General features: G+C 41.5%; 12 protein-coding genes and 2 tRNA genes. 6 read left to right on the top strand and 8 right to left on the bottom strand.

What is annotated here, in order from left to right; genetic code table 11:
- Nucleotides 1-10: 10 nt before the first annotated feature.
- The 3 genes from J500_RS03185 to J500_RS03175 all read right to left on the bottom strand — a co-directional run bounded on the left by J500_RS03185 (nt 11) and on the right by J500_RS03175 (nt 2,612).
- Nucleotides 11-343: a cell division protein FtsL gene (locus tag J500_RS03185; protein WP_004991776.1), complete on the bottom strand. Its 333-nt coding sequence runs from the start codon at nt 341-343 to the stop codon at nt 11-13.
- 11 nt (nt 344-354) lie between these two features.
- Nucleotides 355-1,266 (bottom strand): 16S rRNA (cytosine(1402)-N(4))-methyltransferase RsmH, encoded by a 912-nt coding sequence (gene rsmH, locus J500_RS03180; protein WP_004994390.1) that lies wholly within the window; start codon nt 1,264-1,266, stop codon nt 355-357.
- 341 nt (nt 1,267-1,607) lie between these two features.
- Complete coding sequence (locus J500_RS03175) at nt 1,608-2,612, bottom strand: sulfate ABC transporter substrate-binding protein (protein ID WP_004994393.1); 1,005 nt, start codon at nt 2,610-2,612, stop codon at nt 1,608-1,610.
- A 380-nt stretch (nt 2,613-2,992) separates the two neighbouring features.
- Here J500_RS03175 and J500_RS03170 point away from each other — a divergent pair, with 380 nt between their 5' ends.
- The 5 genes from J500_RS03170 to J500_RS03150 all read left to right on the top strand — a co-directional run bounded on the left by J500_RS03170 (nt 2,993) and on the right by J500_RS03150 (nt 5,589).
- The gene (locus J500_RS03170) at nt 2,993-3,286 is read left to right on the top strand and encodes a hypothetical protein (RefSeq protein WP_004994395.1); all 294 of its coding nucleotides are present in this window, start codon (nt 2,993-2,995) and stop codon (nt 3,284-3,286) included.
- A 124-nt stretch (nt 3,287-3,410) separates the two neighbouring features.
- On the top strand, nt 3,411-4,919 hold the full coding sequence (gene gltX / locus J500_RS03165; protein ID WP_034698228.1) for a glutamate--tRNA ligase: 1,509 nt from the start codon (nt 3,411-3,413) through the stop codon (nt 4,917-4,919).
- A gap of 57 nt (nt 4,920-4,976) precedes the next feature.
- A tRNA-Ala gene (locus J500_RS03160) sits at nt 4,977-5,052 on the top strand.
- 25 nt (nt 5,053-5,077) lie between these two features.
- Nucleotides 5,078-5,153, top strand: a tRNA-Glu gene (locus J500_RS03155).
- A gap of 97 nt (nt 5,154-5,250) precedes the next feature.
- The gene (locus J500_RS03150) at nt 5,251-5,589 is read left to right on the top strand and encodes a zinc-ribbon domain-containing protein (RefSeq protein WP_004994398.1); all 339 of its coding nucleotides are present in this window, start codon (nt 5,251-5,253) and stop codon (nt 5,587-5,589) included.
- Nucleotides 5,590-5,622: 33 nt separating this feature from the next.
- Here J500_RS03150 and J500_RS03145 read toward each other — a convergent pair whose 3' ends face one another.
- From J500_RS03145 to J500_RS03125, 5 genes are all read right to left on the bottom strand, one after another.
- Nucleotides 5,623-6,564, bottom strand: coding sequence for a cation diffusion facilitator family transporter (locus J500_RS03145; protein WP_004994399.1), 942 nt, complete (start codon nt 6,562-6,564; stop codon nt 5,623-5,625).
- A 116-nt stretch (nt 6,565-6,680) separates the two neighbouring features.
- Entirely contained in the window at nt 6,681-9,854 is a 3,174-nt protein-coding gene (locus J500_RS03140; RefSeq protein ID WP_004994401.1) for an efflux RND transporter permease subunit, read from the bottom strand.
- Nucleotides 9,844-11,073 (bottom strand): efflux RND transporter periplasmic adaptor subunit, encoded by a 1,230-nt coding sequence (locus J500_RS03135; protein WP_004994404.1) that lies wholly within the window; start codon nt 11,071-11,073, stop codon nt 9,844-9,846. The genes J500_RS03140 and J500_RS03135 overlap by 11 nt, the downstream gene beginning before the upstream one ends.
- Entirely contained in the window at nt 11,073-12,476 is a 1,404-nt protein-coding gene (locus tag J500_RS03130; protein ID WP_004994406.1) for a TolC family protein, read from the bottom strand. Before J500_RS03130 ends, J500_RS03135 begins: the two co-directional genes overlap by 1 nt.
- A 68-nt stretch (nt 12,477-12,544) precedes the next feature.
- Complete coding sequence (locus J500_RS03125) at nt 12,545-12,940, bottom strand: cation efflux protein, CzcI-like (protein ID WP_336151458.1); 396 nt, start codon at nt 12,938-12,940, stop codon at nt 12,545-12,547.
- Nucleotides 12,941-13,207: 267 nt separating this feature from the next.
- Between J500_RS03125 and J500_RS03120 the strand changes: the two genes are divergently transcribed.
- Nucleotides 13,208-13,651, top strand: coding sequence for an SEL1-like repeat protein (locus J500_RS03120; RefSeq protein ID WP_004994409.1), 444 nt, complete (start codon nt 13,208-13,210; stop codon nt 13,649-13,651).
- Nucleotides 13,652-13,692: the final 41 nt, after the last annotated feature.

Genomic DNA, 13,692 nt, shown 5'->3' with positions numbered 1-13,692 from the left:
ACAGCATGCCTTACTTTTTTTGCTCTGGAGTCATGGGTAATGAAATTACAACAGTTTGTGCAGCGGGAGGAGAAAACATCCGCAATTGGGTAACTGCACGGGTTCCAATTTGTGCGGTCGCGCCAAAAGTTTGCTGCTCAATCAGTAAACGTCCCCATTCTGCATTTAGATCATCTTTCTCACGCATATAAGTACTTAAATCACGATAATCATGTCGGTATTCAAACACCTGAAACACCACCATCATGGCACTAATAAACACCAGACTGATCAAAACTGCGTAGGTCACAACCTTCCTAAAAGTCGTTTTACGCGCGGACGGGAACTGTTCTTCTGTTTCCATGATTTGCCTTTTCATACTAATCGTTCGGCAACCCTCAGCCACGCACTACGCGAACGCGGATTGGATTTTACTTCTTCTTCACTGGCACGTAATCGTGCAATTTTCTTTAAACGTCGTGTATCCACCTGCTTTTGGGGTAAACCCCAGCCCGTATCTTCCGCAAGCGTTGATTCTTTTTGAATAAACTGTTTAATCAAACGATCTTCTAAGGAATGAAAACTGATCACGGCTAGACGACCCTGTGGTTTTAACAACTCTACCGCTTGAGGCAAAAAGATTTCAATATCTTCCAGCTCTTTATTTATGGCAATTCGAATCGCCTGAAAAGTTCGAGTCGCTGGGTGCTTATGTTTTTCCCATTTAGGATGAGCCGTTTTGACCAATTCAGCCAATTGACCTGTGGTTTCGATGTACCCTGCCTGTTTAATCACTTTGGCCAAACGACGACTATAGCGCTCTTCACCATATTGATAAATAATATTGGCCAAGTCTTCTTCTTTAATGTCCAGCAACCATTCTGCGGCGGTTTGTCCCTGCGAATTATCCATACGCATATCGAGCGGGCCATCTTGCATAAAACTAAAACCGCGCTCAGCCTGATCCAACTGCGGTGAAGATACGCCCAGATCCGCCATAATACCATCGACCTGCATAATTCCAATTTTATTCAGTTCATTTTGCAGATCGGCAAAACTGGCATGAATAATCTGAAAGCGGGAGTCATTTTGCGCTAACTCATGCGCAACGGCCAACGCTTGCGGATCTTTATCAAACGCATAAACACACGCATTGGCATCCAGTCGATCCAGCAACGCCCGCGTATGACCACCCCGACCAAAAGTGCCATCCACATAAATTCCCGTGTCACGTTCAGCCAGTAAGGCATCGACAGTTTCATGAAGTAAAACGGAAATATGTGACATAAGGACAAGATCATAAAAAGCTAAAAATTTAACTGCACATTATTACCTTGTTTTGGCAAAGCTCCAAACGACTTTTTGTTGGGAATTCTTATTTTTCATGGGCAAAACCGTTTTTTGGAGAATATTGCAGACAAATCAAGCCTAAATGCTGGTTTTTATAATCACTCCAAGTTTTAAAATATGTTTTGAAATTATTTTTATCATACAAAAAAACCAATCTCAGCCTGGATGCTCAGATCGGTTGTTTAGAATTCATTCATACGTCGCTTTTATTTCTCTTTATGCAAGAGAAATAAAGCGGGTTTAAATAATGATGAAACAAGTCTTTTATATATCAAATCTTAAGGTTTTTCTGCCGAAATTTGGTCATAAATCGCGCCATTGACAAAATGGGTTTTCTGCGCTTTAGCCCAACCGCCAAATACATCTCCAATGGTAAACAATTTAATTTTCGGGAACTTGGCTGCATATTTGGCTGCGGCTTTGGCATCACGTGGTCTAAAATTGTATTTCGCTGCCAGATCCTGACCCAGTGGCGAATATAAATAATTCAAATAACCTTTGGCTAAATTACGATTGCCATCTTTATCAACGGTTTTATCGACAATCGCCACAGAAGGCTCTGCCAAAATAGAAATAGAAGGATAAATAATCTCATACTGCTCCTTACCTGAACCCTGCTGAGTTGCCAGTAAGGCTTCATTTTCCCAAGACAGTAACACATCGCCAATGCCACGTTCTGCAAAGGTCGTCAGAGAACCTCGCGCACCTGAGTCTAACACCTTCACATTATGATAAAGCTTTTTGACGAGCTCACGTGCTTTCGCATCATTGCCACCCGGCTGCTTCAAGGCATAGCCCCATGCAGCCAAATAAATCCAGCGTGGTGCCCCACCTGTTTTGGGATTTGGCGTAATAATTTCTACACCTGGTTTGGTCAGATCATTCCAGTCTTTAATTTGTTTAGGATTGCCCTTGCGAACCAGAAAAACGATGGTCGAAGTATATGGCGCTGAATTATGAGGAAACTCTTTCTGCCAATTTTTCTTGATCAAACCCACATTGGCAATTTCATCAATATCATTGGCCAGTGCTAGCGTCACCACATCGGCTTGTAAGCCATCAATCACCGCACGTGCCTGTTTACCTGATCCGCCATGTGATTGTTTAAAGTCGACATCTTGTCCTGTACGCTTTTTCCAATATTCACCAAAACTTTTATTGTATTCCTGATAAAACTCGCGTGTTGGATCATAAGACACATTCAAAAAAGAAGTGGCTGCATATACTACGCTTGCACTTGTCCCCAACCATGCCAGTAATACTGTGGATAAAATTTTACTCATTGTCATCTCTTAAATTTGTTTTTATCTACTATATTTTAATGTAAATTTTTTACAATCAAGTACTTATACAATATTTTCAGAAATATATCGCATTATATGCTAAACTGGAAAATATATAATTTGATACACTTTATTTTAGGCAAAATGACTTTGCTTAAAATTTTTCATACTTTATTCATATTTCTTTGTTACAAGATAGTTGTAGCATTAAGTATCCTTAAAGGGATATCTTGATTGATATTTTTATACTTTTGTAAAAATTGTGACATAAGTCGCATTTTTATTATATATTTATAGCCGAATCGTAATTATTTTAGTCTACATTTGTTGTAGACTTGCAGTTCAGCAATAAAAATAGATGCATGCTGGGGGATGTTTGCATGAAAATGCAGTTAATTAAAGTACTTGGTTTAAGTTTAAGTTTGGGACTTTTTTCCCAGTTAAGTACTGCTGCCGTCATTAAAGACACTCAAATCAAGCCGAATGAAAAAAATTCATTGATTGAAAAGGCACTGGATCAACAAAAACGTAATCTCTCGTCATTACCAACGACAGATGATGAAATTAAAATGTTGAACACCATTCGTGTTGCACCAAGCCAAAACTTTTTTGCGACTCAACATCAGCGTTTTTCTCGTTTTGTTCAGTCTTTTTTTCAGCCGCATAATTCTTAATTTTTGTTATAGCTGATTAAATTTCAAAAAAAGCCTCGCGATTTTTGACTCAAATAATGGTCAAGACGCTGGGCTTTTTCCGTTATACTAAGTTCAATTCCTTTTTTGATTTTATTTTTAAATGATGAAAGTCCGTACGCGTATTGCTCCATCTCCTACTGGTTTCCCGCATGTTGGAACCGCTTACATTGCCTTGTTTAATCTATGTTTTGCCAAACAACATGGTGGTGAATTTATTCTTCGTATTGAAGATACCGATCAGCTTCGCTCTACGCCTGAATCAGAAAAAATGATTTTGGATTCGCTACGCTGGTTAGGTCTTAATTGGGCGGAAGGTCCAGATATTGGCGGTCCACATGCACCCTATCGTCAATCAGAACGGATGGGGATTTATAAGCAATATGCGTTGGATCTGATTGAAAAAGGCCATGCATTTTATTGCTTTGCAACCGCTGAAGAGCTGGATCAAATGCGTGCTGAACAAATGGCGCGTGGTGAAACACCGAAATATGATGGACGTGGTTTAAAACTTTCAAAACAAGAGGTTGAACAGCGCTTGGCTGCGGGAGAACCGCACGTCATTCGAATGAAAGTGCCTGAAGAAGGAACTTGTCGTTTTAATGACTTATTACGGGGTGAAGTGGAAATTCCCTGGGCACAAGTGGACATGCAAGTCCTGTTGAAAACGGATGGCTTACCTACTTATCACCTTGCGAATGTGGTCGATGATCATTTGATGGAAATTACCCACGTGTTACGTGGTGAAGAATGGTTACCATCTGCACCGAAACACCAATTGCTTTATCAATATTTTGGTTGGGAAATGCCAGTGCTGTGTCATATGCCACTGTTGCGTAATCCTGACAAATCAAAATTATCCAAACGCAAAAACCCGACCTCGATTAACTATTATCGAGATATTGGTGTATTACCAGAAGCTTTGTTAAATTATTTAGGTCGTATGGGTTGGTCAATGCCAGACGAGCGCGAAGTGTTTACTTTAAACGAAATGATCGAGCATTTTGATATTCAACGTGTCTCTTTAGGCGGGCCAATTTTTGATGTAGAAAAACTCAACTGGCTCAATGGTCAATGGATTAAAGCCCTGACACCCGGACAACTGCTTGATCGTTTACTGGCATGGAAAAATGATCGCAACACATTGGAAGAGATTGCTGCTGCCATTCAACCACGAATTCATTTGTTGTCTGAAGCCGTCAATTGGGCTGGTTTTTATTTCAATCATATGCCCAATATTACCGCAGAGATGTTTGAAAGCAAAAAACTGTCACAAGAGCAAGTTCGCCAAAGCCTACAGTTTGCGATCTGGCGACTGGAAAGCCAATTCACGTGGAACAATGAGACAGTGAGTCAGATTTTGATGGATTTAGCCAATCAAATGGAGATTAAACTGCGTGACTTTATGCCTGCGTTCTTTATTGCAATTGCAGGTTCAACCAGTTCTACACCTGTAATGCAGTCGATGGTCACGATTGGTCCTGATTTAACCTTTGCTCGTTTACGCCGCGCGCTCGAAATTGTGGGTGCACCGAGTAAAAAAGAGCTGAAAGTCTGGGAAAAACTCAATGAATCGCTAAAATTGCCGAAAAATGATGCAGTTGATGAAGCTTAATTGATTTTTTTATTGACGCATTCACACAATAGCCCTAATATGGCGCTCACACAGACTGGGGTCATAGCTCAGTTGGTAGAGCGCTACAATGGCATTGTAGAGGTCAGCGGTTCGATCCCGCTTGGCTCCACCAAATCTTAGAATGTGTTGCCTCATAAGTCCCTATCGTCTAGAGGCCTAGGACATCGCCCTTTCACGGCGGTAACCGGGGTTCGAATCCCCGTAGGGACGCCAAATTTCTAAAAAGCCGCTGCACAGACAGCGGCTTTTTTATTGTTTTTATTTGAGCTACGCTTGGTTAAAATAGAGAAAATAAAATTCTGGAGCATTTATGCAGTACCGTTGCCCAAAATGTCAAAGTGTTAAAATTATGCCTGTCGGGCAAGGTGGAACATCTGCTCGTCCAGTGATCCCTAAAAGTTTGGTGATCTTGCTGCCTGCGATTTTTATTTTATTATTTTTAGTCCTCATGAGTATTGGCATGTGGATTTTTGGTCATGGTGCAGGTCCAAAACTACAGATTGCAACCGTTGTGGTATTCGTAGTTGCTGTGGGTGCAGGGCTGATGTTTTGGCGCGATCTGCCTAACTTTAAATTGACGATGCAAGCATTCATGCAATCCCAAAAGAATTGGAAATGCCGTGAATGTCATCACGAATGGCAAATCTAACTGATTCTTGACTGATCGAAATTAAAAGCCATTTTAATGTGAATGGCTTTGGGTTTCATGATTATGTGTTGTATCATGTTCATGCTCATGTACAACACATTCATCTTCTTCAATTTGCAGGGTAATTTCAGAAATGCCATGCTGATGTGACAGCATTTCATAAGCATTTCGATAGAGTTGATTCCGATCTGCGTCTGGTGCAAATAAATGTACCGTAAGATGTACGTTCTTGGATGTAATTGCCCAAACTTTCAGTTGGTGAATACTTTCTACACCGTCCAAGGCTAATAAATCTTGACGCAACTTTTCAATATCAATTTCCTCAGGCACGCCTTCTAGCAAAATATTGATACTTTGTTTCAGCAGTATCCATGTTCTTGGCAGCACCCAAAATCCGATTAAAACGGCGATAATGGTATCGACCCAATACCACTGGGTAAAATAAATAATAATCGCCCCAATAATCACTCCAACAGATCCTAGCGCATCACTTAATACTTCCAGATAAGCGCCTTTGACATTTAAGCTATCTTGCGCACTTGAGACCAAAATTTTCATGGAAATCAGGTTAATGATGAGTCCAATCACAGCAACAATCATCATGCCAACGCTCTGGATTTCAGGTGGATGGGTAAAGCGCTGATAGGCTTCAAATAGAATATAAACTGCGACCACAAACAACATGGAAGCATTGAACAATGCCGCTAAAATTTCGAAACGTTGATAACCAAAAGTACGTTTATCATCGGCAGGTCGTTTAGCCACTTTGATAGCCGCAAGTGCAATGGCAAGTGCAGCAGCATCGGTAAACATATGTGCTGCATCAGACAATAATGCCAAACTTTGAGTGATAAAACCTGCGATTACTTCAACGATTAAAAATGTAATAGTGAGTGATAGTGCAATGGTTAGTTTCTTTGCATTTTCTTCGGTTACAACAGCATGACTATGCTCATGCCCATGATGTTCACTCATGCTTCATTCCTTATTTTTCAAAATGCCCCACGCTAAGTGAGGCTTGTTATTTTTTATAGGACTATCTTCAGGGATCAACGTTCCATGAAGATAGCATAATTTAACTGAAAACCGACTTAATGAGACAGCGGAGATGTGGATGACTTGGCTCTTGAAGATTCATTCATCCAACGATAAATCACAGGCAATAAAATCAGCGTCAATACAGTCGAAGAAAGAATTCCACCAATTACAACGGTCGCCAAAGGTCGCTGGACTTCTGCGCCTGTTCCTGTGGCTAAAGCCATTGGAATAAAGCCTAGCGAAGCGACACAAGCGGTCATCAAGACAGGTCTTAGCCGCAATACTGCCCCCTGCCATGTCGCCGTTGAGACATCATATTTCAGGCGTAGTTCCTTGATAAAGGTTAGCATCACCAGACCATTTAGAACCGCAACACCTGAGAGTGCAATAAAGCCTACACCCGCAGACATCGACAAAGGAATATCACGTAACCAGAGCGCAACTAAACCACCTGATAAGGCAAATGGTACTCCACTAAATACAAGTAGACTGTCTTTAAAATTATGAAACACAGCCATTAACAGCACGAAGATCATGATTAAAGCCAAAGGCACCACGATTTGCATTCGTGCTTTAGCAGAAGCTAGATTTTCAAACTGTCCACCAAAGCCTAACCAGTATCCACTTGGCAGTTTTTGCTGCGCCAGTTCTGTCTGCATTTCTTTGACAAAAGAGCCTAAATCACGATCACGTACATTGGCCGTCACCACCACGCGACGTTTTCCATTTTCACGACTCACCTGCGCCAGTCCCAAAATATTTTCGACTTTTGCAATATCTTGTAATTGGATCAAGCCGCCATTGGGAAGTTGAATCGGTAATTGCGCCAATTGCTGAGGGATACGCATTTCATCATTTAAACGAATGACAAAATCAAAACGTCGATCACCCTGTAAAATCTGCCCAACTGCCTGCCCACCAATACTTGCCGCGACAAGATCCTGAATAGGTTTTACAGACAGACCATACTGAGCAGCTAAAGCATGATCAATGTCGACATTCAACAACGGTAAGCCATCGGTTTGCTCGACCTTAACCTCAGTTGCACCCTCAATCCTTCTCAACTTTTGCGCAATTTTTTCAGCCTCCTGATTTAAGACTTGCAAATCATCGCCAAAAACTTTAACCCCAATATCACTGCGTATGCCTGAAATCAATTCATTAAAACGCAATTCAATCGGTTGTGAGAACTCACTGTTATTACCTGGAATATGTTCAACATATGCCTGCATCCGACCACGCAACTCATCAATGCTTTCTTTAGGATTAGGCCATTGTTCACGAGGTTTTAGTAATACAATCGCATCAGAAATATTAGGTGGCATGACATCGGTTGCAACTTCAGCCGTTCCTGTTCTCGCAAATATCGCTTTCACCTCAGGAAAATCCTGAAGTAATTGTTTCTCAACCTGTTCCTGTATTTTTAAAGATTCTTCAATCCCTGTGCTCGGCGCCCGCATGAGTTGTAAGGCAAAATCTCCCTCACTCAGTTGAGGGGCAAACTCACTCCCTACTCGAGTAAAAATAGCAGCGCTTATGATTAAAATACCCACTGCCAAAGTCGCAACAACATATTTAAACTGATACGCCCAATTCAACACATCGGCATACTTGTTTTTTAGCGCCAACATCCAGCGGCTTTCTTTTTCTTTGACTTCACCTGTAACCCATAACGCCACAGCGGCAGGAACAAAAGTGACGGATAAAATCATCGCACCCACCAATGCTAAGACCACTGCCATCGCCATTGGGTGAAACATTTTGGCTTCCACACCCGAAAGTGCAAAAATAGGTAAATACACCACCATGATGATCAATTGACCAAAAATCAGTGGTCGTCGTGCTTGTTTAGCCGCTAGAAAAACTTCCGTAAAACGTTCTTGGCGAGTGAGTAGACGACCTTTGGCATGTTGAGCTTCCGCCAAGCGTCGAATGCAGTTCTCTACAATCACCACTGCACCATCGACAATAATGCCAAAATCCAGCGCGCCTAAACTCATCAAATTGGCACTGATCTTCTGCTCCGCCATGCCTGTAATGGTAAACAACATCGATAGAGGAATAATACAAGCCGTAATTAGAGCTGCTCTAAAATTACCCAGAAAGATAAACAGGATGACGATGACCAGAATTGCACCTTCAATCAGGTTCTTGGCCACCGTTTTGATGGCTTTATCGACCAGTGAACTGCGGTTATACACTGTTTCGACCACAACGCCTTCGGGTAAAGAACGCTTTACTTCCTGCATCTTGTGATCAAGCGCCTGAGCAACGGTTTTACTGTTCTCGCCCATCATCATCATGGCAATACCGAGTACGGTCTCTTCACCGTTATAGGTCGCACCTCCAGTTCTGAGATCATGTCCAATCGAGACAGTTGCAACATCTGCAACCCGAATCGGCAGACCATTTTTTTGACTCAGCATTACATTTTCGATGTCCTGAATCGAATTAAGCGTTCCTGGGACACGAACAGTCAACTGCTGACCATTTTGTTCCAAAAATCCTGCACCACGATTTTCATTATTTTCAGTTAAAGCCGTTTGTAGATCTGTGACAGGAATCTGTAATTGCTGCAACCGTTTTAAATCTGGTGAAACAATATAAGTTTTATTGTAGCCACCGATACTATTGACCTCTGCAACACCCGCTACCCGCTGTAATTGTGGACGTACAATCCAATCTTGGATTTCACGTAAATCCATTGCTGTGTAAGCACTGCCATCTGCCTTTTTAGCATTCGGCTCAGCTTTAATGACCCATTGATAGATCTCGCCTAATCCAGTTGAAATAGGTGACATTTGCGGATCAATATTGTCAGGTAAAGCACTTTGAGCTTCTTGTAAGCGCTGATTAATCAGCTGTCTCGCCCAATAAATGTCTGTACCATCTTTAAAAATAATGGTCACCTGAGATAAACCATAACGTGAAATAGAACGGGTTTGCTCCAGATTTGGCATGCCTGACATCGCATTTTCAATCGGGTAGGTAATGCGTTGCTCGACTTCAGCCGCAGTAAAACCATTGGCTTGAGAGTTAATTTGTACCTGTACATTGGTAATATCAGGAACAGCATCAATAGATAATTTTTGATAGCTATAGAGTCCTACCGCGATCCATGTCAGGGTAAATAACATCACCCAAATGGCATTGCGAATAGAAAACTGAATGATACGGTCAAATAAACTTTGTGCAGATGGCAAAGCAATTTCTGGTTTAGTGTCCATGTTCAGCCTCTCCTTTTTCCATTTCTGATTTCAAAAGGAAACTGCCTTGACTGACATATTGCTGTTGATTGCTTAGACCAGATTTGATCTCGATCCATTGACCATCACTTGAATAATTACCGACCTCAACCGCTACGGGCTGAAAATGAACACTATTTTTTTCATTTTTTGCAACAAACACCACCGACTTACCATCGATTTGCTGAAGAGCGTTGCGAGTCACTCGAAGTACAGGCTGACTGTCCTTCGCCTCTAATAAAACATTCACCATCAAATTTGGACGTAATTCCTGTGCAGGTGTGAGTACTTTGGCACGGACTTGCAAACGTCCCGTCTGGCTATCTGCTTCAGCACTTAAAGTCTGAACCTGCGCCTTAAAGCGATTCTGAGTTTGTAATGACTTAAAATGAATCTGTTGATGAGGTTGTATGCTGATACTCTTTTCACTTGGCATGATAAATTCCAGCCACAATTGATCAAGTTGATCGATCACAAACAATTGTTTATCTGAAGTGATGTATTCCCCTACCACGATATCTTTTTGACTGATCACACCACTTAAAGGCGCTTTTAATGCATAACGTCCCTGACTTCCTGCATTTGCACCCAAAGCTGAAAGGCGACTGCGCGCGGCCTGTACCTGAATTTGTGCCTGACGATAGGTGTTATAGGCTTTTTGATAATCCTGACGTGCCGAAATTCCTTGATCAAACAACTGCTTTTCACGTTGATAATCCTGCTGTGCCAAGGTCAATGCTTCCTGAGCAATACTCAAATTTGCTTGTTGATCGACCAGTTCTGGAATAAATACAGTCGCTAAAATCTGTCCTTTTTTCACCTGTTGTCCCAACATGGCATTGACACTTTCTACGCGTCCCGTAAAAGTTGAAGCAACATGCGCTTGCTGATCGGTATTGGCGACCAGTTTGGCAGGATATTCCAAAGATTGAGAAACCTGCCCCTGCTCAACCTGTGCCAGTTTGACGCCAAACTCTAGCATCTGCTGCGAGGTTAGATTCAGTGCTTTAGTTTCTTCAGTATGCTCCGCTTCTCCTGCTTCATCGGCATGTGTGGATTCTGCTTTGCCGTGTTCGCCTTCATCGTGTGAATCTGTTTCGCTCGATGAATCCTTAAACACAATCCATGCACTCAATAAAACGCAAATGACGATGACCAACCCTGCCCAGAGCCATTGTTTTTGAATATTTTTAGTCGACATTATTCAGCTCCTGAAATGGCATTAAAATTATGAGTGTTTTGCCAAAGTGTTTGATTGATTTGATTCAGTGCATCACTGGACATGACTTGCTCAGGCGCAATACCCAGTGCCAAGCTTTCGGTTTCTATGGCTTTTTGCCATGCACTTTTAAGAAGTTGAACCTTTTTTAAGCGCTGTTCCTGTAACTGAGCAGTTGCCTGCTGTACATCGGTAATTGCATATTTCCCCACTTTAAAACCGAGCAACATTTTGTTTTGCACATCTTCAGACAAAGGAATTTGCTGATCATTCATCAAGTCATATTGCTGCTTTAATCCAACCAGTTCACTCTGTAAGGTTTCAATGCTATTGAGGTTTTGCTGAGTATAAAATCGCTGTTGCTGCACTAAAAAATCTTGCTGTGTCTGTGCAATTTTTAATGCATATTGCTGACGATCAAAAATATTGAGCGGAATTTCCAGTCCAACCCTAAACTGTTGTTCACTGCTATTCGTCTCCGCACTTTTATTCGTCACCATGCCGACATTGAGCGTTGGATTAGGACGACGTTTTGCTTTCAGATAGTCCACATTTGAACGCTGCTGCTGCAACTGAAGTTGAATCGCACGTTGTAGTAAATTCTGCTGTAAATGATCGGCAACATCTGCTTTGCTTTGACTAGGCCATGCGTTTGCACAGTTGAAACCTAAATGAAATGAATGTGTAGTTTCACCCCACAAATTGGCCAGTCGTTTTCTAGCAATATTCAGGTTGAGTTCGACTTCTTGAGCGGCGCGTTGATTTTCAATATGCGCCATAAGGGTACGATCCTGATCGACCTGAGCAATACTCCCTGCACGATAACGCAAGCGAGTTGCTTCCAAAATAGCCTGACTATTTGCCAATTGTCGTTGTGCAATCTGATTTTCCATTTCGAATACGGCAACTTGTGACCATAGATATTTCACTACAAGCTCAAGCTGTGCTTCATACAAACTTTGATTTAAATCAACTTGCTGACGCTGAACTTGTGCCAGTTGAGTCGCCGCTTTACGTTCACCAAATACATCCAGTTTTTGTGAAATGCCAAATTCTAGTTCACGATCCTGATCCGACTTAAAACCCGTTTGCTGAATAGAAAAAATGGGATTTTCCCAAAGATGACTTTGTTGAATATGTGCATCAGCGATGCTCTGTTGCACTTTCCAGACACCTAGTTTCGATTGATATTGCCGTACTTTTTCGAGTACCTGAGCAAAACTCATGGAAGATTGTTCAAGTGCAGAAATATTTTTGTGCTGAGCTATCTCAGTGCCAGCCATAGTGATGGCTGAATATGGCAATAATGCTGTGAATACGACAATCGACATTACTTTTTTGGGTAATATCGCACGTCTTGCCTGTTGAATGATATGTACATACATAAAATAACCCTTTCGCTTTAATCATGTTTTGATCATTGAAAAGGTGGGTTATTTTTCGGCTACCCCACCTATAGCGGGGTTAAAACAGGAGGTGGATTTAATCCAATAAGATGCGGCGACTGATAGGAGTTCGCCCAATCGTAGACTGAGCGAGTTAGGTGACCCATTCTGTAGGGTTCTAATGCATTTTGTTCAGTTTCAGCTACTACGATATGCAGACAGCTAGGTAAATGGTCATGATGATCCATCCAGATCGCAGCAGGGTGTGTGGTGGTTTTGAAATTTGCAGTATCTGTTTTTAGCTGATGATGGTCAGATACCTGCCCGACACTGGCATCAAGATGATGCCCAAAATGATATGGAATCGCATTATATTCAGAACCTGAAGCCGTTTCATGCGCGCAAAAAGCCGCTGCCACGTTCCATAAACTCTGAAACATGAACAAACTCAGCAAAATTGCCATCAATAACGAACGCTTCATAAGCACCATAAACTCGAAATACGCCCCAATATAACAATAGCAGTCGGTGTAATAGAATTACATTTCACCAAAATACTTGATGTTTTATAACAAAACCATGTCACTTTGAACGCTATTTATGTGAAGTGTAATACTTTTTAAAAGTTGACCAACAAACTCACTACTTGTTACAAGAAATGGATGCGTGCTCTTAAAAACTGGCTTATATTGAAAGTGTTAGCTTAGTTTATGAGCAACAAGGAGCGCAATATGAAGTTTGATTATCTAAAAACAGTATGGACACTGTTGTTTCAAGCTCAAGACTCTAAAAATGATGTATTTTTACTTTTAGATACTGATGCAGAGCAAGAATATCAACAGGGTCTCTATTTTGAACAATTGGCACTAAACGACCAATATCAGCAGTATATGCGTCATCAGATTTATCGTCGTGTCCATGATCATGTTTCAGCTCATGCAACCAGCTTTGCTTATCTCAATGAACGCAATGCCATCTGGTGTTTTTTACGATCTGCTTTACGTGGTCATCCAGAAGCTGAGTATAAAATGGGGCTTGGTTATTTAAATGGTCAACTGGGTCTGGATCGCGATTATCGTAAAGCTGAAACATGGCTGAAACGTGCCGCCAAAGATGGTCATCCTGATGCCAAACGCTGCCTATATGATGCTTATAGCCAACTTGCATTTTCTTAGTTTTTTTCAAAAAAACGTTAAGCAAAAAAAACCAGCTCGAA

The sequence above is a fragment of the Acinetobacter sp. 479375 genome (genome assembly GCF_000581715.1).
Taxonomy (GTDB): domain Bacteria; phylum Pseudomonadota; class Gammaproteobacteria; order Pseudomonadales; family Moraxellaceae; genus Acinetobacter; species Acinetobacter ursingii.
Note: the sequence above shows the minus strand (reverse complement) of the source record. Positions and strands in the feature narration are given on the sequence as shown.